Genomic DNA, 24,051 nt, shown 5'->3' on the forward strand with positions numbered 1-24,051 from the left:
GAAATGTCTCACCTGCTCGACTCCGTCGACAACGCGTCGCTGCGCAGCGACATCCCGGCCTTCCGCCCGGGTGACACCGTCAACGTCCACGTCCGCGTCATCGAGGGCAACCGCTCCCGTGTGCAGCAGTTCAAGGGCGTAGTCATCCGTCGCCAGGGCGCCGGTGTCCGCGAGACCTTCACGGTCCGCAAGGTCTCCTTCTCGGTCGGCGTCGAGCGCACCTTCCCGGTGCACACCCCGATCGTCGAGAAGATCGAGCTCGTCACCCGCGGTGACGTGCGTCGCGCGAAGCTGTACTACCTGCGTGACCTGCGCGGCAAGGCCGCGAAGATCAAGGAGAAGCGCGACAACTGAGCTCGCGCGGTCGTTCAAAGCGGGGCCGGATAACATCTGGCCCCGATGGACACCGAAGCACAGCCCGTGGAGCGCGACCGCTCCTCCCGCCCTTCCGAATCCGAGGAGATCTCGGACACAGAGGGGCAGGAGGGTCGGTCGCGTTTTGCGTTGGTCGACAGGGCCGCCGACTGGCTCCCGGGCGGGCGGATCACCCTGACCGTCCTGGTCTGCCTGGTTTTTCTGCTGCTCGTCAGCAGGTTCGTGATGCAGCCGTTCCAAATTCCCAGCGGCTCCATGGAGTCGGGATTGAGGATCGGGGACCGCGTTCTCGTAAATAAGTTGGCGTACCGTTTTGATGCTGAGCCGCAGCGGGGCGATGTCGTTGTGTTCGACGGCACTGGCTATTTCGGGAACGCCGACTACATCAAGCGCGTCGTCGGTGTAGGGGGAGACCACGTGGTCTGCTGCGACAAGGAGGGGAGGCTCGAAGTGAACGGCAGGTCGGTCGACGAGTCGACGTTTCTGTATCCGGGGGACAACCCGTCCGACGTGCCCTTCGACGTCGTTGTGCCCGACGGCACCCTCTTCGTCCTCGGTGACCACCGCGGCGACTCCAGCGACTCCCGCGACCACCTGGGTTCGCCCGGCGGCGGCATGATCCCCGTCTCCGACGTCATCGGCAGAGCCGACTGGATCGCCTGGCCCGCCGGCCACTGGACCCGGCTGACGCGTCCCGACGCCTACGCGCGCGTGCCCGCCGCGGACGGTGTCCATGGGTAACCGTGGCAAACCGCGCGGGGTCTCCAGCAGTGCCGCCGACAACCTGCTGCCCACCGGCACCCGGCGCGCCTCCGGGGGCGCGGCCCGGCCCAGCCGCGTCGAGCGGCGCAAGCTCGCCCGCAAGATCAAGCGGCGCAGGCGGCGCTCGGCGGTCAAGGAGATACCGCTCCTCGTCGGCGTCGCCGTACTGATAGCCCTGGTCCTCAAGACCTTCCTCGTCCAGGCCTTTGTGATCCCGTCGGGCTCGATGGAGAACACGATCCAGATCGGTGACCGCGTCCTGGTCGACAAGCTCACGCCCTGGTTCGGCTCCAAGCCACAGCGCGGTGACGTCGTCGTCTTCAAGGATCCCGGGGGCTGGCTCACCGCCGAGGAGACCAAGAAGAAGAGCGATCCCGTCGTCGTCAAGCAGGTCAAGGAAGGGCTGACCTTCATCGGCCTGCTGCCGTCCGACAACGAGAAGGACCTCATCAAGCGGGTCGTCGGCGTCGGCGGTGACACGGTCAAGTGCTGCGACACACAGGGCCGGGTGACCGTCAACGGCACGCCGCTGACCGAGCCCTACATTTACGCCGGTGACAAGCCGTCGGACTTCGCCTTCGAGGTGAAGGTGCCCGAGGGCCGTCTGTTCGTGCTGGGTGACCACCGGGGCAACTCCGCCGACTCCCGCTACCACCGCACCGACAAGTTCAGCGGCACCGTCTCCGAGAAGTCCGTCGTCGGCCGGGCCATGGTCATCGCCTGGCCCGTCGGTCACTGGATCCGCCTGAAGGAACCGGGCACTTACACGACCGTCGCCGACGCGCCCGCAGGGTCGACGTCCGCTCTCGGCGCGTCGCATAGGGTGGCCTCTGCGGATCCAGATGGATTGATCCCGCTCCCGACTCCTGCGGAACTCCCGCTCGTTATGGGAGTGGTGGGCCTGCGCCGAATACGGCGCAGGCGGCGGCACGGAGTGAGGAGTGGATGTGGGGGATGTGGCGGTCGGCGCACGGTCCGGACACGATGGTCCCGAAGGGCAGCCGGAGCGGCCCGACGATGCGGCTGCCCCGGCCGTAGAAGGCGCCTCAGGCTCCGGGAGTGAGGCCGCGGACGGCAGCGCTACGACCGAGCGCGCCGAGCAGGACCCGAAGAAGAAGCAGCGCTCCTTCTGGAAGGAGCTGCCGATCCTGATCGGCATCGCCCTGGTGCTCGCGCTGCTGATCAAGACCTTCCTGGTGCAGGCGTTCTCGATCCCCTCGGACTCGATGCAGAACACCCTCCAGCAGGGCGACCGTGTCCTGGTCGACAAGCTGACCCCGTGGTTCGGCTCCGAGCCGGAGCGCGGCGAGGTGGTCGTCTTCCACGACCCCGACGGCTGGCTTCGGGGCGAGCCCACGGCCAACCCGAACGCCCTGCAGACGGTGCTCAGCTGGATCGGCCTGATGCCGTCCGCCGAGGAGAAGGACCTCATCAAGCGGGTCATCGGCGTCGGCGGCGACACCATCCAGTGCAAGGGCACCGGCCCGCTGACCGTCAACGGCAAGGCGTTGAACGAGCCGTACGTGTACCCGGGGAACACCCCGTGCAGCGTTGACGAAGACGGCGGCCAGTTCAAGGTCAAGGTGCCCGAGGGCATGATCTGGGTGATGGGCGACCACCGTCAGAACTCGCGGGACTCGCGCTACAACCAGACGGACAAGCACAACGGCATGGTCCCCGTGAGCGAGGTCGTCGGGCGCGCCATCGTGAAGGCCTGGCCCATCAACCGCTGGGGCACCCTCCCGGTCCCGGACACCTTCGGCCAGTACGGCCTGAGCGACCAGGTGGCGGCCGCGGTCACCTCGCCGGCGTCCGTGGCGCTCGTGGGCGCGGTACCGCTGGTGCTGGTACGCCGGAAGCGGAAGGCGTCCAAGTAGCGCGCTGAAGCGTCCCCTTGGGGCCGGTCGGCTCGGATTCGTCCGGGCGGCCGGCCCCTCGGTCGTACGGGGTGCCCGGTGGCGTCGGGGGGCGCCGGTGGGCCGGGTGCGTTCCGGTGCCGGTGGCCGACGGTGTCCGTGATCAAACCGTGGGCTGACCGCGCACCGTACCCCCGGGTAAGGTGCGGACCCATGGGTGGCGAGAGCACTACACGTACGGCCCCGCGCAGCGGTGGCGCGAGCAAGGGCCCGGCGGGCGGGCGGATCGGACAGAGGCTGTCCGGGCTGGCCGTCGCGCTGGGCATTGTGCTGTTCATCGGAGGGTTCGCCTGGGGGGCCGTGGTCTACCGGCCCTACACCGTGCCCACCAGTTCGATGACGCCGACGATCGACGCGGGCGACCGGGTGCTGGCGCAGCGCATCGACGGCAGCGAGGTACGGCGCGGCGACGTCGTCGTCTTCCGCGACAAGACCTGGGTCACCAACGCGGCCGTGGTCAAGCGGGTGGTCGCCGTCGGCGGCGACACGGTGTCCTGCTGCACCAACGGCAAGCTGACCGTCAACGGCAAGCAGATCGACGAACCGTATCTGCCCAAGGGCAGCCTGGCCGAGATCACGAACATCCCGACCGTGAAGGTTCCCGAGGGACGTCTGTTCCTGCTCGGTGACGAACGTCAGGGCTCGCTGGACTCCAGCGCCCACCTCACGGACGCGGCCAGCGGCACGGTGTCGCGCAATGCGGTGAGCGCCAGGGTCGACGCCGTCGTCTGGCCCATGAACGGCATGCTGAAGCGGCCGACCGGCTGGGAGACGCTGGGCAGCCTCTCCCAGCCCGGTCCGCTGCGCCTGATGGCCGGCGCGGTGATCGCCGGTGCGGTGCTCGTCCTGGGCGGCGCGGCGTACGGTCCCATCGCGGGGCTCGTGGGCCGGCGCGGCCGGTCGCGGACGGAGCCTGCCGGTGCCCGCTGAGGTGCCGGATGAGCAGGACGAGTACCGGGGCGGGCTGCGGAAGGTCGCCCGAGTGGTGCTGCTCGACCCCGAAGAACGCATTCTGCTGCTCCACGGGCACGAGCCGGACGATCCCGCCGACGACTGGTGGTTCACGCCCGGCGGAGGCCTGGAGGGCGACGAGACCCGGGAGCAGGCCGCGTTGCGGGAGCTCACGGAGGAGACCGGAATCACCGAGGTCGAGCTGGGCCCGGTGCTGTGGCGGCGTGTGTGTTCCTTCCCGTTCGCCGGGCGCCGCTGGGACCAGGACGAGTGGTACTACCTGGCCCGTACGACCCAGACGGCCACGGTGGCCGCGGGGCTGACGGACCTTGAACGGCGCAGTGTCGCCGGAGCGCGCTGGTGGACGTGCCAGGAACTGACCGAGGCACATGAGACGGTGTATCCGACCAGACTCGCCGAGCTGCTGCGCAGGGTGCTCGACGAAGGTCCCCCGGCCACACCCGAGATCCTCGACACGGAAATCGTCTAGGGGCTCGCGGGGCTGGCGCACAATAGGGGGACGCACGGCTGAAGGGGAACATGCCATGAGCGCCGAGGACCTCGAGAAGTACGAGACCGAGATGGAGCTGAAGCTCTATCGGGAGTACCGCGATGTCGTCGGTCTGTTCAAATATGTGATCGAGACCGAACGGCGCTTCTACCTCACCAATGACTACGAGATGCAGGTGCACTCGGTCCAGGGCGAGGTGTTTTTCGAGGTGTCCATGGCGGACGCCTGGGTGTGGGACATGTACCGGCCCGCTCGCTTCGTCAAGCAGGTACGGGTACTCACGTTCAAGGACGTGAATATCGAGGAGCTGAACAAGAGCGATCTGGAGCTGCCGGGCGGCTGATGACGTGCGGCGATTGCTCGTGTGGGTGACGGAGTTTTCCACAATCACTCGCTTGTCCACCAAGATCCAATAGCAGATCGAAGTGGCCTCAGTGTTGGCGCCGGAGGTGGTGCCGACATGAGTACATCCAAGGCACGCAGTGCGCTCGGCAGGTACGGCGAGGATCTGGCCGCGCGGCGGCTGACCGAAACCGGGATGACGGTCCTGGCGCGTAACTGGCGCAGCGGCAGGACCGGAGAGATCGACATCGTGGCCCGCGACGGCGATGCGCTGGTCGTCTGCGAGGTCAAGACCCGCAAGGCGGGCGCCTTCGAGCACCCGATGGCGGCCGTCACGCCGGTCAAGGCCCAGCGGCTGCGAGGCCTGGCCGAACGCTGGGTCCAGGAACACGGCGGGGCACCACCCGGCGGCGTCCGCATCGACCTGATCGGCGTCCTCCTCCCCGACCGCGGCGCGCCCGTGGTCGAGCACGCGCGGGGGGTGGCCTGATGGGATTCGCGCGTACGTGCTCGGTGGCCCTGGTCGGCGTCGAGGGCGTGGTGGTCGAGGTCCAGGCCGACCTTGAGCCCGGCGTCGCGGCCTTCACCCTGGTCGGTCTCCCCGACAAGAGCCTGACGGAGAGCAAGGACCGGGTTCGGGCGGCGGTGGTGAACTCCGGCGCGACGTGGCCCCAGAAGAAGCTCACGGTGGGGCTGAGTCCGGCGTCGGTGCCGAAGGGCGGCAGCGGATTCGATCTTGCTGTCGCCTGTGCCGTGCTCGGTGCTTCGGAGCGGATCGATCCGCGGGTGCTCTCCGACATCGTGATGATCGGGGAGCTCGGACTCGATGGACGGGTACGGCCGGTGCGCGGCGTGCTGCCCGCGGTGCTGGCCGCGGCGGACGCGGGATACGAGCAGGTGGTGGTGCCCGAGTGCGCGGCGGCCGAGGCCTCGCTGGTGCCGGGGGTCTCTGTGCTGGGGGTCCGCAGTCTGCGCCAGCTGATCGCGGTGCTCACCGACGAGCCGGTACCCGAGGAGGAGCCGGACGAGCAGGGCCGCCCGGATCCGCTGATGGCGGGCCTGCGCATGCCCGGCACGGGCGCGGCCACCGGCATGCACGGCATGGGCGCCGCGCAGCACGACCAGGGGCATGACCTCGCCGACGTCGTCGGTCAGCACTCGGCACGGACCGCCGTGGAGGTCGCCGCGGCGGGCGGGCACCACTTGTTCCTGGAAGGGCCGCCGGGAGCGGGCAAGACGATGCTCGCCGAGCGGCTGCCGGCCATCCTGCCGCGGCTCAGCAGGGGCGAATCCCTGGAGGTCACCGCCGTCCACTCGGTCGCGGGCCTGCTGCCGCCGGGAAAACCTCTGGTGGACACCGCTCCGTACTGCGCCCCGCACCACTCGGCGACCATGCAGGCGCTCGTCGGAGGCGGCCAGGGCATCGCACGACCGGGAGCGGTGTCGCTCGCCCACCGTGGGGTGCTCTTCTTGGACGAGACACCGGAGTTCAGCAGCCAAGCCCTGGACGCGTTGCGCCAGCCCCTGGAAGCAGGGCATGTGGTGATCGCGCGCAGCGCGGGGGTCGTGCGGTTTCCGGCGAGGTTCCTGATGGTGCTCGCCGCGAATCCGTGCCCGTGCGGACGCTTCTCGCTCAGGGACGATTTCTGTGAGTGCCCGCCTTCTGCGATCCGCCGCTATCAGGCCCGGCTCTCCGGGCCGCTGCTCGACCGGGTCGACCTGAGGGTCGAAGTGGACCGGGTCACGCGCTCCCAGTTGACCGAGCGCGGCGCGCGCGGCGAGACCACCGAGACGGTCGCCGCCCGGGTGTGGGCCGCCAGAGAGCGGGCCACCGCCCGTCTCACGGGCACCCCTTGGCGGACGAACAGCGAAGTGCCGGGGCGGGAGCTGCGCAGCCGGTGGTACGCGTCGGCGGGCGCGATGGACGAGGCGGAGCGGAATCTGGAGCGAGGCGTCCTGACCGCCCGCGGCCTCGACCGCGTATTGCGTGTCGCCTGGACCGTCGCCGACCTCGTCGGGCACGACCGGCCGGATGCGACGGACGTCGCCCTCGCACTGCAACTGCGCACCGGGGTCCCGCGCGGGGTGCCGATGGCGATCGGCGCACTGTCGTGAGCCAGGACGACGAGCGGCTGCACCGGGCCTTTCTCACCCGCGTCGTCGAACCGGGGGACGAGGTCTGCGGGCGCTGGCTCCGCGAGGTCGGGGCCGCGGAGGCGGTCCGGCGGCTGGTCGGGGACGGCGAGCAACCGCGAGGGGTGACGGACAAGCGATGGGCGGGGTTACAGGCCCGGGCCGAGCGGGCCGACCCCGAGCGCGACCTCGCCAGGGCGCGGGACGCCGGGGTGCGCTTCATCTGCCCCGGTGAGCCGGAGTGGCCCGCGCAGCTCGACGATCTGGGGGACGCCCGGCCCACCGGGCTGTGGCTGCGGGGGCACCCCAGTCTGCGGATATGGGCGCTGCAGTCCGTCGCCGTCGTCGGGGCGCGGGCCTGCACCGAATACGGCGCCCATATGGCGGCCACCCTCGGCGCGGGGCTCGCGGAGCGGGGCTGGGTGGTGGTGTCGGGCGGTGCGTACGGCGTGGACGGTGCCGCGCACCGGGGCGCCCTCGGCGCGGGCGGCGCCACCGTCGCCGTGCTGGCCTGCGGCGTCGACCGGCCCTACCCGCGCGGACACACCCAGCTGATCACCAGGATCGCGCAGCAGGGGCTGGTGGTGGGGGAGTTGCCACCCGGTGACCATCCGACGCCAAGCAGATTCATCCTCAGAAACAGAGTCATCGCGGCGCTCACCCGGGGGACCGTGGTCGTCGAGGCGGCGTATCGCAGTGGTGCGCTGGTCACGGCTCGGGCGGCGGAGCGGCTCGGGCGGTTCACGATGGGGGTGCCGGGCCCCGCCACGAGTGGGCTGTCGGCGGGGGTGCACGAACTGCTGCGAGGGGAGGCGGTCCTGGTCTCCGATGCGGCGGATGTCGCCGAACTCGTGGGAGACATGGGCGAGCTCGCCCCCGACCGGCGCGGGCCTGTGCTGCCGCGAGACCTGCTGGACCCGGGTGCCGGGCGGGTGCTGGCCTCCCTGCCGGCACGCGGCCTGGCGGGGGCGCAGGAGATCGCCCGGGGCGCGGGCACCACCGAGGACGACGCGGTCGGGAGACTGTACGAACTCCGAGCACTTGGTTTCGTCGAACGACACGGCGATGGCTGGAAGTTGACACGCCAGGCGATGATCTCCGTCCGCGATGATCAGGGACGGCGCTGACCGAGCGTGTTCGGCCGTCCGGGCGAACGCCGACACCCTTGGGAATTCCCGCAGTTGGCGCCGCTCGGCGGTCACGCAGCGCGACCGCCCTGACGCGGGGAGACGCCGGGGGGAACGCCTCTGTGTGAGGGTGATCCCCCGTTCTTCGCGCACTGCGACTCTCCAGTCACGCTACGCTCACGAGGATTCCGGCTCAGACCGGCAATCTCGGCATCAGACCGACAGGTCACCCAGGTACCCCCAGTTCACGGCAGAACGGCACAAGGCGACGAATGCCCCAGCACACCTCCGGGTCCGACCGGGCGGCGATCCCGCCAGCCGCCCGCGACGGCGGCAGCGTGCGCCCGCCCGCTCCCTCGACGCTCGACGAGCTGTGGCGGTCGTACAAGACGACGGGTGACGAGCGGCTGCGGGAGCAGTTGATCCTGCACTATTCGCCGTTGGTGAAGTACGTCGCGGGGCGGGTGAGTGTGGGTCTGCCGGCCAATGTCGAGCAGGCGGACTTCGTGTCGTCGGGGGTGTTCGGGCTGATCGACGCGATCGAGAAGTTCGACATCGAGCGGGAGATCAAGTTCGAGACGTACGCGATCACCCGGATCCGGGGCGCGATGATCGACGAACTGCGGGCGCTGGACTGGATCCCGCGGTCGGTGCGGCAGAAGGCGCGCAATGTGGAGCGGGCGTACGCGACGCTGGAGGCGCGGCTGCGACGGACCCCGTCGGAGGGCGAGGTGGCCTCCGAGATGGGCATCGGGGTGGAGGAACTCCACGCGGTGTTCAGTCAGTTGTCGCTGGCGAACGTGGTGGCTCTGGAGGAGTTGCTGCATGTCGGCGGCGAGGGCGGTGGCCGGCTGAGTCTGATGGACACGCTGGAGGACACCGCGGCCGACAATCCGGTCGAGGTCGCCGAGGACCGGGAGCTGCGGAGGTTCCTGGCGCGGGCGATCAACACGCTGCCCGACCGGGAGAAGACCGTGGTCACGCTCTACTACTACGAAGGGCTCACGCTCGCGGAGATCGGCAATGTGCTGGGGGTGACCGAGAGCCGGGTGAGTCAGATCCACACCAAGTCGGTGCTCCAGCTGCGCGCCAAACTGGCGAGTTTCGGCCGCTGAGCCCGGCGGTGGCGCGTCGCTGAATCGTCCCTGCCGAGCGGGTGTTCCGGCGCGGCTTCCCTCGGTCGGGTGGGGGGAGAGGCTGCCGTCAGGGGCGGTCCGTCCGTACAGTGGTTGACGTGCCAAGGATTCGAGCGGCCTCCGTGGCCGAGCACCGGTCGATGCAGCGAGCCGCCCTGCTGGACGCGGCGCGGTCCCTGCTGTCCGAGGGCGGGACGGAGGCGCTGACCTTCCCGGCTCTCGCTGAGCGCACGGGGCTCGCGCGCTCTTCCGTGTACGAGTACTTCCGGTCGCGGGCGGCTGTCGTCCAGGAGCTGTGCGAGGTCGACTTTCCCGTCTGGGCGGCGGAGGTCTCCGCGGCGATGGAGCGGTCCTCCTCTCCGGAGGACAAGGTCGAGGCCTATGTCCGGCAGCAGCTGACGCTGGTCGGGGACCGGCGGCACCGCGCCGTGGTCGCCATCTCGGCGAGCGAGCTGGACGCCGGGGCCCGGGAGAAGATCCGTGCCGCCCACGGCGGGCTCGTGGCGATGATCGTCGAGGCGCTGGGGGAGATGGGGCACGCCGAGCCGCGGCTGGCCGCGATGCTTCTCCAGGGCGTGGTGGATGCGGCCGTGCGGCGCATTGAGCTGGGGGCGGCCGAGGATCCTTCGGCGATTACCGAAGCGGCTGTTGCCATGGCTCTGCGGGGCGTTCGGGGCTGAGCCCGGGTTTGCCGGGCACCCGGTGCCTGGGCTGAGCTCGGTCCTGTTGGGCACCCGGCGTCGGGGCTGAGCTCGGGGTGGGTCGCGCGGCCCGGCGCTGTACGGGGTGCCGCTCACTTTGGGACGGGCGCCGCCCCAGCGGCACGATTGCCCACAGTTGTGCGAGCGCGGCTGCCCAGGGTTGTGCGGGCGCGGCTGCGCACAGTTGTGCGGGCACGCCTGCCTAGGGTTGTGCGGGCACGGTTGCGCACAGTTGTGCGGGCGTGGCTGCCCAGGGTTGTGCGGGCGCGGCTGCCAGCAGTAACGCGGTCGCGCATGCCGCAGCTGCGCGGCGCGCATGCCCGCCGCCAGGACGGCTGGCCGTGACCGCAGGCAGGATGGCCGTGACCGCAGCCAGGACGACTGTGCCCGCAGCCGGAGCTACGGGTGCACAGCCGTCCGGCTCTCGGTCACCGGGAGCAAGCGGGACGGGCCCCTGCGCAGCAGCCACGGTGGGAGCAGGGACAGTGGGTCCAGGTAGGTTCTGCCTCTCAGCAGGCCCCAGTGCAGGCAGGACGTCGGGCAGTGGGTGGTGCCCGGTTCCACGGTGCCCAGGATCTCGCCCGTCAGTACCTCGTCGCCCTTCTTCACGGACGCCCGCACCGGTCCGTACGTCGTCCGCAGTGGTGGCGTCCCCGTGCTCGACAGTTCCACCGAGACGACCCCGCGCCCCGCGACCCGGCCCGCGAAGGACACGCGTCCCGGCGCGACCGCCCGTACCGCGGTGCCCGGGGCCGCCGCGAGGTCCACACCACGGTGGCCGCGGCCGTATGCCGTCGCCGGAGGCTCCCAGCCTCGTACGACCAAAGGGCGCAGACCCACCGGCCAGGTGCGGGCGACGGCCGGGACCGTCGGATCGGGGCCCGGTGGTTCCGCGGTTCCCGGCGGGGCGGGTGCCGCCGTCGCGGTCGTGCGGGCCAGGGCCGACGGGGTCAGCGCCCCCAGGACGGTCACGGTCATTCCCAGCAGCAGCCCCAGCCACGTACGCACACATCGTTTCGCTCGCATGCGAGAACCGTCCCGCATCGGTCGGATCATGGCCGGGATCTGTGGAATACCGGCTGGTTGTGGACAGCGGCGTCACCCTGCACCTCCCGGGTCCCGTACACTTCTCATGGCGATCCGGGTCACCGGGTCGACTTCGCACGCCCCGACATTCGGTCATCAAAAACCGGTGTCAGCGCCCCTCGGTCCCTCGTGGCAAGGCGCATCGCGGGCGTCAGGCGCGAGTGCCGTCCGGCACGCGCGGCACAACCGAGAACACCAAGGAGAACGGCCATGGCCGTCGTCACGATGCGGGAGCTGCTGGAAAGCGGCGTCCACTTCGGTCACCAGACCCGTCGCTGGAACCCGAAGATGAAGCGCTTCATCTTCACCGAGCGCAACGGCATCTACATCATCGACCTGCTCCAGTCGCTGTCGTACATCGACCGCGCCTACGAGTTCGTCAAGGAGACCGTCGCCCACGGCGGCACGGTCATGTTCGTCGGCACGAAGAAGCAGGCGCAGGAGGCCATCGCCGAGCAGGCGACCCGCGTCGGCATGCCCTACGTCAACCAGCGCTGGCTGGGCGGCATGCTCACCAACTTCTCGACCGTCTACAAGCGTCTGCAGCGCCTCAAGGAGCTCGAGCAGATCGACTTCGAGGACGTCGCCGCTTCGGGTCTCACCAAGAAGGAGCTTCTCGTGCTCTCGCGCGAGAAGGCCAAGCTGGAGAAGACCCTCGGTGGTATCCGCGAGATGCAGAAGGTGCCCAGCGCCGTCTGGATCGTGGACACCAAGAAGGAGCACATCGCGGTCGGCGAGGCCCGGAAGCTCAACATCCCGGTCGTCGCCATCCTCGACACCAACTGTGACCCCGACGAGGTCGACTACAAGATCCCGGGCAACGACGACGCGATCCGCTCCGTCACCCTGCTCACCCGCGTGATCGCCGACGCCGTCGCCGAGGGCCTCATCGCCCGCTCCGGCGCCGGCAAGGCCGAGGGTGACAAGGCCGCGGGCGAGCCGCTCGCCGCGTGGGAGCGCGACCTGCTCGAGGGCGAGAAGAAGGCCGACGAGGCCGAGGTCCAGACCTCCGCCGAGACGGAGAAGGTCGCCGACGCCGAGCAGGCCGAGGCTCCGGCCGCCGAGGCCGCCGCTGTCGAGGCCCCCGTCGCCGAGGCTCCGGCCGCGGACGCCGAGCAGGCCTGACCCCTCACCCCTTCGGGTTACGGACGGCGGGGGCCCACAAAGCCCCCGCCGTTCGGCCCGTAGATCTTCAGACTTCGAGAGAGATTCCAGGAATCATGGCGAACTACACCGCCGCCGACGTCAAGAAGCTCCGTGAGCTCACCGGCGCCGGCATGATGGACTGCAAGAAGGCGCTGGACGAGGCCGACGGCAACGTCGACAAGGCCGTCGAGGCGCTGCGCATCAAGGGCCAGAAGGGCGTCGCCAAGCGCGAGGGCCGCTCCGCCGAGAACGGCGCTGTGGTTTCCATCATCGCTGACGACAACACCTCCGGTGTCCTGGTCGAGCTGAAGTGCGAGACGGACTTCGTCGCCAAGGGCGAGAAGTTCCAGGCCGTCGCCAACCAGATCGCGCAGCACGTCGCCGCGACCTCCCCGGCCGACCTGGACGCCCTGCTCGGCTCCGAGATCGAGGCCGGCAAGACGGTTCAGGCGTTCGTCGACGAGGCCAACGCCAACCTGGGCGAGAAGATCGTCCTGGACCGCTTCGCCCAGTTCTCCGGCGCGTACGTCACCTCGTACATGCACCGCACCATGCCCGACCTGCCCCCGCAGATCGGTGTTCTGGTCGAGCTGGACAAGGCCGACGCCGACCTCGCCAAGGGCATCGCGCAGCACATCGCCGCCTTCGCGCCGAAGTACCTCTCCCGTGAGGACGTTCCGGCCGAGGTCGTCGAGACCGAGCGCCGCGTCGCCGAGGAGACCACCCGCGCCGAAGGCAAGCCCGAGGCCGCCCTCCCGAAGATCGTCGAGGGTCGCGTCAACGGCTTCTTCAAGGAGGCCACCCTCCTGGGCCAGCCGTACGCGCTCGACAACAAGAAGTCCGTTCAGAAGGTCCTGGACGAGGCCGGTGTCACCCTGAAGCGCTTCACGCGCATCAAGGTCGGCATCTGAGTCCGTACCGCGATCGACGCGCGACCCCTATAGGGTCGACAGCAGTCGTCCGCGTACGCCGGCAGCACGCACGCGCGTGTGCCGGACGACAGCAGATCTGACGAGGAGGCCATTGCCGAGCATGGGAGCCAACACCCCACCGGCAATGGCCTTCTTCGTATGTGCACCATGAGGAGATCTCCATGACCACCACCCAGGCCGACCAGGGCGAGAAGACCGACGACGGCAAAGGCTCCGGACGCTTTCTGCTGAAGCTTTCCGGCGAGGCGTTCGCCGGCGGCGGCGGACTGGGCGTCGACCCCGATGTGGTGCACAAGATCGCCCGCGAGATCGCGGCCGTCGTGCGCGGCGGTGCCCAGATCGCGGTCGTCATCGGCGGCGGCAACTTCTTCCGCGGCGCCGAGCTCCAGCAGCGCGGTATGGACCGGGCCCGTTCCGACTACATGGGCATGCTCGGCACGGTCATGAACTGCCTCGCCCTCCAGGATTTCCTGGAGAAGGAGGGCATCGACAGCCGTGTCCAGACCGCCATCACCATGGGCCAGGTCGCCGAGCCGTACATCCCGCTGCGCGCCGTGCGCCACCTGGAGAAGGGCCGTGTGGTCATCTTCGGCGCCGGTATGGGCATGCCGTACTTCTCCACCGACACCACCGCCGCCCAGCGCGCTCTGGAGATCGACGCCGAGGCCCTGCTGATGGGCAAGAACGGCGTGGACGGCGTCTACGACTCCGACCCGAAGACCAACCCCGAGGCCGTCAAGTTCGACGGGCTCAGCTACGGCGAGGTCATCACCCGGGACCTCAAGGTCGCCGACATGACGGCCATCACGCTGTGCCGGGACAACAAGCTGCCGATCCTGGTCTTCGAGCTCCTGGCGGAGGGCAATATCGCACGGGCCGTCAAGGGTGAGAAGATCGGCACACTCGTGGGCGACCAGAGCGGCCGGGCCTGACGGGGACCGCCCGGAGCGGGGACGAACCCCCGCCGAGGACGGACCCTGACCGGGGGATGGACAATGTCCTGCCGGTCCGGAACCGTGCAGGAATAAGACGCGACGCAGCCGGCCGCCGACCCCGACGAGGAAACAGCTGCCGGGCCTACTCAAGACACGCAGGAGCAAGTGGTGATCGAAGAGACCCTCCTCGAGGCCGAGGAGAAGATGGAGAAGGCCGTCGTGGTCGCCAAGGAGGACTTCGCCGCGATCCGCACCGGCCGTGCGCACCCGGCGATGTTCAACAAGATCGTGGCCGACTACTACGGCGCACTGACGCCGATCAACCAGCTGGCCTCGTTCTCGGTGCCGGAGCCGCGCATGGCCGTGGTGACCCCGTTCGACAAGAGCGCGATGCGCAACATCGAGCAGGCGATCCGCGACTCCGACCTGGGCGTCAACCCGAGCAACGACGGCAACATCATCCGGGTGGTGTTCCCGGAGCTGACCCAGGAGCGCCGCAAGGAGTTCATCAAGGTCGCCAAGACGAAGGGTGAGGACGCCAAGATCTCGATCCGCTCCGTCCGCCGCAAGGCGAAGGAGACCATCGACAAGCTGATCAAGGACGGCGAGGTCGGTGAGGACGAGGGCCGCCGTGCGGAGAAGGAACTCGACGACACCACGGCGAAGTACGCCGCCCAGGTGGACGAGCTCCTGAAGCACAAGGAAGCGGAGCTGCTCGAGGTCTGATGAACGACTCTTCCTGGGGGGCGCCGCCACAAGCCGGGTACTGGGGGCCGTCCGAGCAGGGGCCTGTCCAGGGGGCAGCCCCGGCGGGTCCCACGTACGATGCGCATGACGCGCAGCAGACTCGCCCCATGCCCATCGTGCCCGACGTACCCGCACACGGCGGGGACCAGGATGACGACCGGGGGGCCGCTCGGCTGAGCGGCCCCCTGTTCCGCGACAACCCACCACCAGCGGCGCCCTACGGGGATCCGTCGCACCTTCCGCAGAGCCCGCAGGAGCCCATGCCCAGCGCCACCCCCCAGCCCGCCCCCGCACCTCAGAAGAAGAGTGCGGGACGCGACCTGGGCGCGGCCATAGGAGTGGGCGTCGGGCTCGGTGCGGTGATCGTCGCGTCGTTGTTCATCGTCAAGGCCGTCTTCGTCGGAGTCATAGCGGTCGCCGTGGTGGTGGGGCTGTGGGAGCTCACTTCACGGCTGGAGGAGCGCAAGGGCATCAAGGCGCCCCTCGTGCCGCTGGCGCTCGGCGGGGCGGCCATGGTCGTCGCCGGATACGTCCGGGGTGCCGAGGGCGCGTGGGTCGCGATGGCTCTCACCGCGCTGGCCGTCCTGGTCTGGCGGATGACGGAGTCGCCGGAGGGCTACCTCAAGGACGTCACGGCGGGGGTCTTCGCGGCCTTCTACGTGCCGTTCCTGGCCACCTTCGTCGCCATGATGCTCACCGCCGACGACGGTCCGCGCCGCGTCCTGACGTTCCTGCTCCTGACGGTCGTCAGCGACACGGGCGCGTACGCGATCGGCTGGCGCTTCGGCAAGCACAAGCTGGCGCCGCGCATCAGCCCCGGCAAGACCCGCGAGGGTCTGTTCGGAGCGGTCAGCTTCGCGATGGCGGCGGGTGCGCTGTGCATGCAGTTCCTGATCGAGGACGGCGCCTGGTGGCAGGGTCTGATCCTCGGCCTCGCGGTCGCGGCCAGCGCCACGCTCGGCGATCTTGGCGAGTCCATGATCAAGCGGGATCTGGGCATCAAGGACATGGGCACGCTGCTGCCAGGGCATGGCGGCATCATGGACCGGCTGGACTCGCTGCTGCCCACGGCTCCGGTGGTGTGGCTGCTGCTGGTGATCTTCGTCGGCTCGGGTTGACGGACAGCAGGTACTCTGGAAGGGCTCGCGGCGTCAGACTGCGGGCCCTTTCGTACGTCCCCGCCACCGCGGGGGTGGTCCAGTGAGGTCTCCTGGCTTGGGTATGGCCCTGCCGTTGTCCCCGCCCGCGCGGGGTGCCAGGCCTCTGTAGTCATGAGGAGATGCCCGATCGTGGCACGTCCAGTCCCCGGCGAGCTCACCTTCGTCGCACCCCGCGGAGCCAAGAAGCCGCCGCGGCACCTCGCCGACCTCACGCCCGCCGAGCGCAAAGAGGCCGTCGCCGCGATCGGTGAGAAGCCGTTTCGCGCCAAGCAGCTGTCCCAGCACTACTTCGCGCGGCTCGCGCACGACCCCGCGGAGTGGACGGACATCCCGGCCGCCTCGCGCGGCAAGCTCCAGGAGGCGCTGCTTCCGGAGCTGATGACGGTCGTACGGCATCTGTCGACCGACCAGGAAACCACCCGCAAGACCCTGTGGCGGCTCTTCGACGGCACGCTCGTCGAGTCCGTGCTGATGCGGTACCCGGACCGGGTGACCATGTGCATCAGCTCGCAGGCCGGGTGCGGCATGAACTGCCCGTTCTGCGCGACCGGGCAGGCAGGCCTCGACCGGAACCTCTCCACGGGCGAGATCGTGCACCAGATCGTGGACGGAATGCGGGCCCTCAGGGACGGCGAGATCCCGGGTGGTCCGGCGCGGCTGAGCAACATCGTCTTCATGGGCATGGGCGAGCCGCTCGCCAACTACAAGCGGGTCGTGGGCGCCATCCGCGCGCTCACCGACCCCGAGCCCGACGGACTCGGGCTCTCGCAGCGCGGGATCACCGTGTCGACGGTCGGGCTGGTCCCCGCCATCCACCGGTTCTCCGACGAGGGCTTCAAGTGCCGCCTCGCCATCTCGCTGCACGCGCCGGACGACGAACTGCGCGACACCCTCGTCCCCGTGAACACACGGTGGAAGGTGCGCGAGGTGCTCGACGCCGGCTGGGAGTACGCCGCGAAGTCGGGGCGCCGGCTCTCCATCGAGTACGCCCTCATCCGGGACATCAACGACCAGGCGTGGCGCGGTGACCGGCTCGGCCGGCTCCTCAAGGGCAAGCCCGTGCACGTCAACCTCATCCCGCTGAACCCGACCCCGGGTTCGAAGTGGACCGCCTCGCGGCCCGAGGACGAGAAGGCGTTCGTCGAGGCGATCGCGGCCCACGGGGTGCCGGTGACCGTCCGGGACACCCGGGGCCAGGAGATCGACGGGGCGTGCGGTCAGCTCGCGGCCACCGAGCGGTAGTCTGACCCCCGTAGGTACATCTTCATATTCCGACAGGGGAGCGCCACAGCGCTGAGAGTGCGGCAGCCGGGACACCGGTGGGCCGCAGACCCTCAGAACCTTGCCCAGGTCATTCTGGGTAGGAAGTTCGGTCATTACTCGAGCTGTTGCGCCCTGCCCGGGAACTGTCAGAGGTTCCCGGGCAGGGCCGCGTCTCTTCCTGGTCAGCCAGGAGGAATTCAGTGAGCACCACCAAGACGTTCACGGCCGTCGTCGTCGGCCTGGGCCTCGTCACGCTCTCCGCGTGCGGGTCGTCCGACAGCAGCGGTTCGGCGGACTCGAAGACCGTCACGCTCGTCAGCCACGACTCGTGGGCCGTGTCCAAGAGCGTCCTCAAGGACTTCGAGAAGCAGTCCGGCTACACGGTCAAGGTCCTCAAGGACGGCGACGCCGGACAGGCCGTCAACAAGGCGATCCTCACCAAGGACAACCCCCAGGGCGACGTCTTCTTCGGCGTCGACAACACCCTGCTGTCGCGGGCGCTCGACAACGGGCTGTTCCAGTCGTACGAGGCCAAGGGCTCGGACCAGATCCTCCCGGAGTACCGGGTCGACCAGGACAAGCACCGCGTCACGCCCATCGACTCCGGCGACATCTGCGTCAACTACGACAAGGCCTACTTCAGCGAGCACAAGCTGACGCCGCCGCAGTCCTTCGACGACCTGATCAAGCCCGAGTACAAGAACCTGCTCGTCACCGAGAACGCGTCCACGTCCTCGCCGGGCCTCGGCTTCCTGCTCGGCACCGCCGCCAAGTACGGGGACGACGGATGGCAGGGCTACTGGAAGAAGCTCAAGGCCAACGGCGTGAAGGTCGTCGACGGCTGGGAGCAGGCCTACAACGACGAGTTCTCCGGGTCCGCCGGCGGCAAGAAGGCCAAGGCCGACCGGCCGCTCGTCGTCTCGTACGCCTCCTCGCCGCCCGCCGAGGTCATCTACGCCGACCCGAAGCCGGCCACCGCGCCCACCGGTGTCGCGACCGGCACCTGCTTCCGTCAGGTCGAGTACGCGGGGCTGCTCAGCAACGCCAAGAACACCAAGGGCGGTAAGGCGTTCATCGACTTCCTGGCCACCAAGGAGTTCCAGGAGGACATGCCGCTGAACATGTTCGTGTACCCGGTGGTCAAGGGCGCCACGGTGCCCGCCGAGTTCACGGAGTTCGGCCCGCAGGCCAAGGACCCGGAGACCCTGGCCCCCGCCAAGATCGCCGCCAACCGTGACCAGTGGGTCAAGTCGTGGACCTCGCTCGTACTGAAGTAGCCAAGGCGGCGCCGAAGAAGCGCGGGAGCGCGACGCGGCTGGGCCTCATGGCCCTGCCCGTCGCGTTCTTCGCCGTCTTCTTCGCCTATCCCGTCGCCGCGATCGTCGCGCGTGGCCTCAAGGTCGACGGGGCCTGGCAGCTCGGGCGGATCGGTGACGTGCTCGCGCAGTCCGGCATCCGGCATGTCCTGTGGTTCACCACCTGGCAGGCGCTCGCCTCGACGGCGCTCACGCTGCTGATCGCGCTCCCCGGCGCGTATGTCTTCGCGCGCTTCGATTTCAGGGGCAAGCAAGTCCTGCGGGCCGTGGTGACGGTGCCCTTCGTGCTGCCCACGGTCGTCGTCGGTACGGCGTTCCTGGCGCTGGTCGGCCGGGGCGGGATGCTGGACCAGCTGTGGGGCGTACGGCTGGACACCACCGTGTGGGCGATCCTGATCGCGCACGTCTTCTTCAACTACGCGGTCGTCGTACGGACGGTCGGCGGGCTCTGGTCGCAACTCGACCCACGCCAGGAGGAGGCCGCGCGGATGCTCGGCCTCTCCCGCTTCGCGGCCTGGCGCAAGGTGACGCTGCCGGCCCTGAGCCCGGCCGTGGCCGCCGCCGCGCTCATGGTCTTCCTCTTCACCTTCACCTCTTTCGGCGTGGTGCAGATCCTCGGCGGCCCCACCTTCTCCACCCTCGAAGTCGAGATCTACCGGCAGACTTCGGAGATCTTCGACCTCGCGACGGCGGCGGTGCTGACGATCATCCAGTTCGTGGCGGTGGGCGCGATCCTCGCCGTGCACGCCCGGACCGTACGCCGCCGGGAGACCGCCCTGCGCCTGGTCGCCCCGGAGACAACCGCCCGCCGGCCGCGCGGGGCCGGGCAGTGGGCGCTGCTCGCCGGAGTCCTGGCGTCCATCGCCGTACTGCTCGTGCTGCCGCTCGGTGTGCTCGTCCAGCGGTCCTTCGACACCCCCGATGGCTATGGGTTCGCGTACTACAAGGCCCTGACCTCCGAAGACGGCGGCATCTTCCTCGTCGCGCCGATCGAGGCGATCGGCAACTCCCTGGAGTACGCGCTCGCCGCCACCGCCATCGCCGTACTGATCGGCGGTCTGGCGGCCGCGGCCCTCACTCGCCGGAACACAGGCCGTCTCGTACGAGGCTTCGACGCGCTGCTGATGCTGCCGCTGGGCGTCTCCGCGGTGACCGTCGGCTTCGGGTTCCTGATCGCGCTCGACGAGCCGCCACTGGATCTGCGGTCCTCCTGGATCCTGGTGCCGCTCGCCCAGGCGCTGGTGGGCGCCCCCTTCGTCGTACGGACGATGCTGCCCGTGCTGCGGGCGGTGGACGGGCGGCTGCGCGAGGCGGCGGCCGTGCTCGGGGCGTCGCCGTGGCGGGTGTGGCGCGAGGTCGATCTGCCGATGGTGCGGCGGGCGCTGCTGGTCGCGGCCGGGTTCGCTTTCGCTGTGTCGCTCGGCGAGTTCGGGGCGACCGTCTTCATCGCGCGGCCCGACAACCCGACGCTGCCGGTCGCCGTGGCCCGGCTGCTCGGGCGTGCCGGTGACCTCAACTACGGCCAGGCGATGGCCCTTTCGACGATCTTGATGGTGGTGTGCGCGGTGGCGCTGCTGCTGTTGGAGCGCGTACGGACCGACCGGACCGGGGAGTTCTAGATGCTGCTGAGCCTCGAAGGCGCGACCGTACGCTTCGGCGGGCGGCCAGTGCTCGACGCCGTCGACCTCGATGTCGCCGAGCACGAGATCGTCTGTGTGCTCGGGCCCAGCGGCAGCGGCAAGTCCACGCTGCTGCGGGCGGTGGCCGGATTGCAGTCGCTCGACGCGGGCCGCGTGGTACTGGACGGACGCGACCAGACGGGGGTGCCCGCGCACAAGCGGGGCGTCGGTCTGATGTTCCAGGACCACCAGCTCTTCCCGCAGCGGGACGTGGGCGGCAATGTGGCCTTCGGGCTGCGGACGCGCGGGGAGTCGAAGGGCCAACAGGTCGCGCGGGTGCGGGAGTTGCTGGACCTCGTCGGGCTTCCGGGGGCTCATGGGCGCGCTGTCGCCTCCCTCTCCGGCGGCGAGCAGCAGCGCGTCGCGCTCGCCCGTGCCCTCGCGCCCCGCCCCCGCCTGCTGATGCTCGACGAACCGCTCGGCCAGCTGGACCGCTCGCTGCGCGAACGGCTGGTCGTCGAACTCCGGGAACTCTTCGGCGAGTTGGGAACGACCGTGCTCGCCGTCACGCACGACCAGGGCGAGGCCTTCGCGCTCGCCGACCGGGTCGTGGTGATGCGTGACGGACGGATCGCCCAGTCGGGTACGCCACTTGAGGTCTGGCAGCATCCCGTGGACGAGTTCGTGGCCCGCTTCCTCGGCTTCGACAACGTGGTCGACGCGACGGTGAGCGGGGAGGCCGCGGGCACCCCGTGGGGGAAGGTCCCGGTGCCGGAGGACGCCCCCCAGGGGCCGGTCACCCTCCTCGTGCGGCCCGCCGGCGTACGGCTCGTGGACGCGTCGGACGGGCTGCGCTGCACCGTCGCCGCACGCACGTTCAGGGGCACCCATGTCGCCGTACATCTGCAACCGGAGGGCGCGCCCCGGCTCGAAGCGGCGTGCGCGCTGCGGGACGCGCCGGAGCCCGGTGACGTGGTCGGCGTGGAGTTCGACGCAGCCGAAATTGTCGTACTCGGGGAGCCCCCGGCCGCATAAGGTGCGGATCATGACGCTTCTCGGACATGACCGCTACTGCGACGCGATCGAGCTTCAGGTGCGGCAGTTGAGGGATGTGGTGACCGCCGACGGCGCGGATCTGTCGGCCACCGTGCCGACCTGCCCCGACTGGTCGCTGGAGCAGCTCGTACGGCACACGGGCGGGGCGCTGCGCTGGGTCGAGTTCATCGTCCGTACGCGGGCGCAGGAAGTGGTTCCCGACAAGGGGGTTCACCTAGGCGAGGGACCGAAGGCCGAGGGCGACTCCGTGGCCCTGGACGCCTGGCTCGCCGAGACCGGCGAGATGGTCGTCGCCGCGCTGCGGGAGGCGGGGCCCGACACGAAGGTGTGGGCGTGGGCCGGGGAGCTCACCTCCGGGTTCTGGGCACGCCGGATGACGCACGAGCTGGCGATCCACCGCGCCGACGCGACGCTGGCCGCCGGGCTGCCTTACGAAGTCGACCCCGAGGTGGCCGCGGACGCGATCGACGAGTGGCTGGGGATCGTGGAGTACGTGCAGCGGACGCAGCCGCACGACGCTGCGGCGGAGCTGCGCGGGCCGGGCCGCAGCATCCATCTGCACGCCACCGACACCGGCCCCGGGCTGAATGCCGAGTGGGTCGTCGAGCTGGCTGAGGAGGGCGTCACCTGGCGCCGCGGCCACGAGAAGGCGACCGTCGCGCTGCGCGGCCCGCTCACGGACGTACTGCTGGGCTTCTATCGCCGACTGCCGCTGGACGGCGGGCGGTTGGAGGTGCTGGGGGAGCGGGAGCTGCTGGACTTCTGGCTGGAGCGCGCGACCTTCGGGTAGGCGCGGCCGCACAGGCGTGTGGCCCGCCCCCACATCTTCGGGGACGGGCCACACGTTTCGTACGGGTGTGCGTCAGCTGGACTTCGACGCGCCACGGCGGCGCATGCCGAAGAACACCGCTCCGCCACCGACCACGACGAGCGCGCCGGCGATACCGGCGATCATCGGGGTGTTGGAGTTCGCACCGGTCTCCGCGAGGTTGGAGTCACCAGCCGCGGGGGACGGGGAGTTGTCGCCCGTCGTCGCGGGAGCGGTGGTGCTCTCGGAGGCCGACGGGGTCGCCGAGCCCGAAGGCGTCTCCGACGGGGAAGGCGTCTCCGAAGGCTTCGGGGTCTCCGAAGGCGACGGCGTCTCCGTGGACTTGCAGGCCTCGGACGGCGCGGTCGTGTTCGGCGAGATGTCCTTGTCGACGATGTCGCCGGCCTTGATGTGGACGCGGTACTCGGCCTTGGGGGCCCAGTCCTCCGAGAACGTGACGGTGGCGCCCTCCTTGGTGCCCGTGACCGTCTGGGTGCCGACCAGCCTCTCGTCGGCGCCGTTCGACTCCAGGTAGACCGAGACGGTGGCCTCCTTGCCCGAGGCGTCGGTGTCGGTCACGGTGATGATGCCCTTCCCGCTGTCGTCGCAGGAGGCGACGGCCGAGAAGTCACGGATGTTGCAAGCAAGTGCGTTGCCGGCGACGCCGAGCGCGAGCGCGGCCGAGGCGGAGGCAACACCGAGGATTCGCACAGAACGTGCGGTACGGCGAGATATGGACACGATTGCCCTTCACAGATTGCGCAACTGCGGGGGGTGAGTGGGGGCCCTGCCGTGACAACTGCTGCGTCAACAGCGCCCCCAGGAGTCTCACAGGTTTATAAGCGCCGCCTAAGGGCTGTCAATGCATATGCCCTGCCCGGCCGTTGCCTTTGCCTGCCCATTAACCACCGAGGCGTTTGAGCGCTTCCGGGGCGTCCTCGATCCGGTCGACGAGGGCGATTCGGGACTCCATCGAGCGCTCCCGGGCCAGCGACTGGAGGAGCGGCCAGGTGGGGTGTTTTTCGGTCCAATGCGCCCGGTTCACCAGGACCATGGGGGTGGGTTCGCCCCGGGACTCGTAGTAGTTCGGGGTCGCGTTGTCGAATATCTCCTGTACGGTCCCGGCGGCGCCCGGCAGGAAGACGACACCCGCGTTCGAGCGGGCCAGCAGGCCGTCCTCGCGGGTCGCGTTGGCGAAGTACTTTGCTATGTGTCCGGCGAAGGCGTTCGGCGGCTCGTGCCCGTAGAACCAGGTGGGGATGCCGACCGAGGGGCCGCCGGCGGGCCAGCGCTCCCGTACGTCGAAGGCGGCGCGCGCCCAGTCCGTCACCGAGGGGGCGAACGACGGTGCCTTGGCGAGGAGTTGCAGCGCCTCGGTGAGCATCCCGTCGTCGAAGGGGGCCGCGTACGCGCCGAGGTTCGCCGCCTCCATCGCGCCCGGACCGCCGCCGGTGGCGACCGTGAAACCGGCGCGTGCCAGCTCACGGCCGAGGCGCGCCGCGCCCTTGTACGCCTCGGTGCCGCGCGCCATCGCGTGGCCGCCCATCACGCCCACCACCCGCGCGTCGACGAGGAGTTCGTCGAGCGCGTCCGAGACGGAGTCGTCGTGGATCGCGCGCAGCATCGACGCGAAGACGTCCCCGTCGGCCTTGGTCTGCTGGAACCAGGCGTACGCGCGGGCGTCCGGCGTCGCCGCATAGTCGGTGTCGAGCGAGTCGAAGAGCTCGGCGGGGGAGTAGAGCAGCCCCCGGTACGGGTCGAAGGGCAGCCCGGGCACGGGCGGGAAGACCAGCGCGCCCGCGGCCCTGACCTTCGCCGCCGCCTCGGGGGCCATCGAGCAGCCGAGGAAGACGGCGCCCGCGGTGTCCACCGACAGCAGCACCGCCGTACGGTCCGTCAGATCGACTGCCTGGACACGGTATTGGACGAGCGAGCCGCCCGCCGAGACGACCTCGTCGAACTCGGCGAGGGACTCGATCTCACGGTCACGGGAGGCGTGAAGGGGTGTCGGCTGCACCCGGCCATGCTA

25 protein-coding genes and 1 riboswitch are annotated in these 24,051 nt (G+C 69.9%); of the genes, 22 read left to right on the plus strand and 3 right to left on the minus strand.

The window, feature by feature from the left end:
• Positions 1-3 precede the first annotated feature (3 nt).
• The 12 genes from rplS to AB5J50_RS35670 all read left to right on the plus strand — a co-directional run bounded on the left by rplS (position 4) and on the right by AB5J50_RS35670 (position 9,933).
• The gene (gene rplS / locus AB5J50_RS35615) at positions 4-354 is read left to right on the plus strand and encodes a 50S ribosomal protein L19 (protein ID WP_116509364.1); all 351 of its coding nucleotides are present in this window, start codon (positions 4-6) and stop codon (positions 352-354) included.
• A gap of 45 nt (positions 355-399) precedes the next feature.
• Positions 400-1,116, plus strand: coding sequence for a signal peptidase I (gene lepB / locus AB5J50_RS35620; RefSeq protein WP_369262586.1), 717 nt, complete (start codon positions 400-402; stop codon positions 1,114-1,116).
• Complete coding sequence (gene lepB, locus AB5J50_RS35625; RefSeq protein ID WP_369262588.1) at positions 1,109-2,200, plus strand: signal peptidase I; 1,092 nt, start codon at positions 1,109-1,111, stop codon at positions 2,198-2,200. Before lepB (AB5J50_RS35620) ends, lepB (AB5J50_RS35625) begins: the two co-directional genes overlap by 8 nt.
• On the plus strand, positions 2,085-3,014 hold the full coding sequence (gene lepB, locus AB5J50_RS35630) for a signal peptidase I (protein ID WP_369262590.1): 930 nt from the start codon (positions 2,085-2,087) through the stop codon (positions 3,012-3,014). Before lepB (AB5J50_RS35625) ends, lepB (AB5J50_RS35630) begins: the two co-directional genes overlap by 116 nt.
• Before the next feature lie 192 nt (positions 3,015-3,206).
• Complete coding sequence (gene lepB / locus AB5J50_RS35635; protein WP_369262592.1) at positions 3,207-3,983, plus strand: signal peptidase I; 777 nt, start codon at positions 3,207-3,209, stop codon at positions 3,981-3,983.
• The gene (locus AB5J50_RS35640) at positions 3,973-4,494 is read left to right on the plus strand and encodes an NUDIX hydrolase (protein WP_327432035.1); all 522 of its coding nucleotides are present in this window, start codon (positions 3,973-3,975) and stop codon (positions 4,492-4,494) included. Before lepB (AB5J50_RS35635) ends, AB5J50_RS35640 begins: the two co-directional genes overlap by 11 nt.
• A gap of 55 nt (positions 4,495-4,549) precedes the next feature.
• On the plus strand, positions 4,550-4,858 hold the full coding sequence (locus AB5J50_RS35645; protein ID WP_003965949.1) for a DUF2469 domain-containing protein: 309 nt from the start codon (positions 4,550-4,552) through the stop codon (positions 4,856-4,858).
• Positions 4,859-4,975: 117 nt separating this feature from the next.
• Complete coding sequence (locus AB5J50_RS35650; protein WP_369262594.1) at positions 4,976-5,347, plus strand: YraN family protein; 372 nt, start codon at positions 4,976-4,978, stop codon at positions 5,345-5,347.
• Positions 5,347-6,972, plus strand: a complete 1,626-nt coding sequence (locus AB5J50_RS35655; RefSeq protein WP_369262595.1) for a YifB family Mg chelatase-like AAA ATPase — start codon at positions 5,347-5,349, stop codon at positions 6,970-6,972. The genes AB5J50_RS35650 and AB5J50_RS35655 overlap by 1 nt, the downstream gene beginning before the upstream one ends.
• Positions 6,969-8,117, plus strand: coding sequence for a DNA-processing protein DprA (gene dprA, locus AB5J50_RS35660; RefSeq protein WP_369262597.1), 1,149 nt, complete (start codon positions 6,969-6,971; stop codon positions 8,115-8,117). The genes AB5J50_RS35655 and dprA overlap by 4 nt, the downstream gene beginning before the upstream one ends.
• Positions 8,118-8,389: 272 nt before the next feature.
• Complete coding sequence (gene whiG / locus AB5J50_RS35665) at positions 8,390-9,232, plus strand: RNA polymerase sigma factor WhiG (protein WP_369262599.1); 843 nt, start codon at positions 8,390-8,392, stop codon at positions 9,230-9,232.
• A gap of 143 nt (positions 9,233-9,375) precedes the next feature.
• Positions 9,376-9,933, plus strand: coding sequence for a TetR/AcrR family transcriptional regulator (locus AB5J50_RS35670; protein ID WP_369265602.1), 558 nt, complete (start codon positions 9,376-9,378; stop codon positions 9,931-9,933).
• Between the two features lie 420 nt (positions 9,934-10,353).
• On the opposite strand, the gene AB5J50_RS35675 is transcribed toward AB5J50_RS35670, so the two are convergent.
• Complete coding sequence (locus tag AB5J50_RS35675) at positions 10,354-10,980, minus strand: murein hydrolase activator EnvC (protein ID WP_369262601.1); 627 nt, start codon at positions 10,978-10,980, stop codon at positions 10,354-10,356.
• A gap of 270 nt (positions 10,981-11,250) precedes the next feature.
• On the opposite strand from AB5J50_RS35675, the gene rpsB reads away from it, so the two are divergent.
• From rpsB to AB5J50_RS35725, 10 genes are all read left to right on the plus strand, one after another.
• A complete protein-coding gene (gene rpsB, locus AB5J50_RS35680) occupies positions 11,251-12,165 on the plus strand; it encodes a 30S ribosomal protein S2 (protein ID WP_369262603.1) in 915 nt (304 codons plus the stop codon).
• A gap of 95 nt (positions 12,166-12,260) precedes the next feature.
• Complete coding sequence (tsf, locus tag AB5J50_RS35685) at positions 12,261-13,097, plus strand: translation elongation factor Ts (protein ID WP_330307586.1); 837 nt, start codon at positions 12,261-12,263, stop codon at positions 13,095-13,097.
• Between the two features lie 182 nt (positions 13,098-13,279).
• Positions 13,280-14,050 carry a UMP kinase gene (gene pyrH, locus AB5J50_RS35690; RefSeq protein ID WP_369262605.1) on the plus strand — a complete coding sequence of 257 codons (771 nt, stop codon included), beginning with the start codon at positions 13,280-13,282 and terminating at the stop codon, positions 14,048-14,050.
• Between the two features lie 171 nt (positions 14,051-14,221).
• Entirely contained in the window at positions 14,222-14,779 is a 558-nt protein-coding gene (gene frr / locus AB5J50_RS35695) for a ribosome recycling factor (protein WP_327432044.1), read from the plus strand.
• On the plus strand, positions 14,779-15,918 hold the full coding sequence (locus AB5J50_RS35700) for a phosphatidate cytidylyltransferase (RefSeq protein ID WP_369262607.1): 1,140 nt from the start codon (positions 14,779-14,781) through the stop codon (positions 15,916-15,918). Before frr ends, AB5J50_RS35700 begins: the two co-directional genes overlap by 1 nt.
• A 153-nt stretch (positions 15,919-16,071) precedes the next feature.
• Positions 16,072-17,202: a 23S rRNA (adenine(2503)-C(2))-methyltransferase RlmN gene (gene rlmN, locus AB5J50_RS35705; protein ID WP_327432046.1), complete on the plus strand. Its 1,131-nt coding sequence runs from the start codon at positions 16,072-16,074 to the stop codon at positions 17,200-17,202.
• 24 nt (positions 17,203-17,226) lie between these two features.
• Positions 17,227-17,345, plus strand: a riboswitch (TPP riboswitch).
• Positions 17,346-17,423: 78 nt separating this feature from the next.
• Entirely contained in the window at positions 17,424-18,500 is a 1,077-nt protein-coding gene (locus AB5J50_RS35710; RefSeq protein WP_369262609.1) for a thiamine ABC transporter substrate binding subunit, read from the plus strand.
• Positions 18,476-20,158: an ABC transporter permease gene (locus AB5J50_RS35715; RefSeq protein ID WP_369262611.1), complete on the plus strand. Its 1,683-nt coding sequence runs from the start codon at positions 18,476-18,478 to the stop codon at positions 20,156-20,158. Before AB5J50_RS35710 ends, AB5J50_RS35715 begins: the two co-directional genes overlap by 25 nt.
• Positions 20,159-21,193, plus strand: coding sequence for an ABC transporter ATP-binding protein (locus tag AB5J50_RS35720; protein ID WP_369262612.1), 1,035 nt, complete (start codon positions 20,159-20,161; stop codon positions 21,191-21,193).
• Between the two features lie 10 nt (positions 21,194-21,203).
• Positions 21,204-22,004, plus strand: a complete 801-nt coding sequence (locus AB5J50_RS35725; protein WP_369262613.1) for a maleylpyruvate isomerase family mycothiol-dependent enzyme — start codon at positions 21,204-21,206, stop codon at positions 22,002-22,004.
• A 72-nt stretch (positions 22,005-22,076) separates the two neighbouring features.
• Here the strand turns inward: AB5J50_RS35725 and AB5J50_RS35730 are convergent, their stop codons facing one another.
• Positions 22,077-22,733: an LAETG motif-containing sortase-dependent surface protein gene (locus tag AB5J50_RS35730; RefSeq protein ID WP_327432051.1), complete on the minus strand. Its 657-nt coding sequence runs from the start codon at positions 22,731-22,733 to the stop codon at positions 22,077-22,079.
• A 190-nt stretch (positions 22,734-22,923) separates the two neighbouring features.
• Positions 22,924-24,039: an LOG family protein gene (locus tag AB5J50_RS35735; protein WP_369262615.1), complete on the minus strand. Its 1,116-nt coding sequence runs from the start codon at positions 24,037-24,039 to the stop codon at positions 22,924-22,926.
• Positions 24,040-24,051 lie beyond the last annotated feature (12 nt).

Origin of the sequence: Streptomyces sp. R35 (genome assembly GCF_041053035.1) — a bacterium.
GTDB classification, from domain to species: Bacteria; Actinomycetota; Actinomycetes; order Streptomycetales; family Streptomycetaceae; genus Streptomyces; species Streptomyces lutosisoli.

What these genes read in the sequence shown, in the direction of transcription:
- AB5J50_RS35700 (WP_369262607.1), top strand. Translation starts at nt 14,779, where the DNA reads ATGAACGACTCTTCCTGGGGGGCGCCGCCACAAGCCGGGTACTGGGGG.
- AB5J50_RS35655 (WP_369262595.1), top strand. Translation starts at nt 5,347, where the DNA reads ATGGGATTCGCGCGTACGTGCTCGGTGGCCCTGGTCGGCGTCGAGGGC.
- AB5J50_RS35645 (WP_003965949.1), top strand. Translation starts at nt 4,550, where the DNA reads ATGAGCGCCGAGGACCTCGAGAAGTACGAGACCGAGATGGAGCTGAAG.
- AB5J50_RS35725 (WP_369262613.1), top strand. Translation starts at nt 21,204, where the DNA reads ATGACGCTTCTCGGACATGACCGCTACTGCGACGCGATCGAGCTTCAG.
- AB5J50_RS35720 (WP_369262612.1), top strand. Translation starts at nt 20,159, where the DNA reads ATGCTGCTGAGCCTCGAAGGCGCGACCGTACGCTTCGGCGGGCGGCCA.
- rplS (WP_116509364.1), top strand. Translation starts at nt 4, where the DNA reads ATGTCTCACCTGCTCGACTCCGTCGACAACGCGTCGCTGCGCAGCGAC.
- AB5J50_RS35650 (WP_369262594.1), top strand. Translation starts at nt 4,976, where the DNA reads ATGAGTACATCCAAGGCACGCAGTGCGCTCGGCAGGTACGGCGAGGAT.
- lepB (WP_369262588.1), top strand. Translation starts at nt 1,109, where the DNA reads ATGGGTAACCGTGGCAAACCGCGCGGGGTCTCCAGCAGTGCCGCCGAC.
- lepB (WP_369262586.1), top strand. Translation starts at nt 400, where the DNA reads ATGGACACCGAAGCACAGCCCGTGGAGCGCGACCGCTCCTCCCGCCCT.
- lepB (WP_369262592.1), top strand. Translation starts at nt 3,207, where the DNA reads ATGGGTGGCGAGAGCACTACACGTACGGCCCCGCGCAGCGGTGGCGCG.
- AB5J50_RS35675 (WP_369262601.1), bottom strand. Translation starts at nt 10,980, where the DNA reads ATGCGAGCGAAACGATGTGTGCGTACGTGGCTGGGGCTGCTGCTGGGA.
- rpsB (WP_369262603.1), top strand. Translation starts at nt 11,251, where the DNA reads ATGGCCGTCGTCACGATGCGGGAGCTGCTGGAAAGCGGCGTCCACTTC.
- pyrH (WP_369262605.1), top strand. Translation starts at nt 13,280, where the DNA reads ATGACCACCACCCAGGCCGACCAGGGCGAGAAGACCGACGACGGCAAA.
- whiG (WP_369262599.1), top strand. Translation starts at nt 8,390, where the DNA reads ATGCCCCAGCACACCTCCGGGTCCGACCGGGCGGCGATCCCGCCAGCC.
- tsf (WP_330307586.1), top strand. Translation starts at nt 12,261, where the DNA reads ATGGCGAACTACACCGCCGCCGACGTCAAGAAGCTCCGTGAGCTCACC.
- rlmN (WP_327432046.1), top strand. Translation starts at nt 16,072, where the DNA reads ATGAGGAGATGCCCGATCGTGGCACGTCCAGTCCCCGGCGAGCTCACC.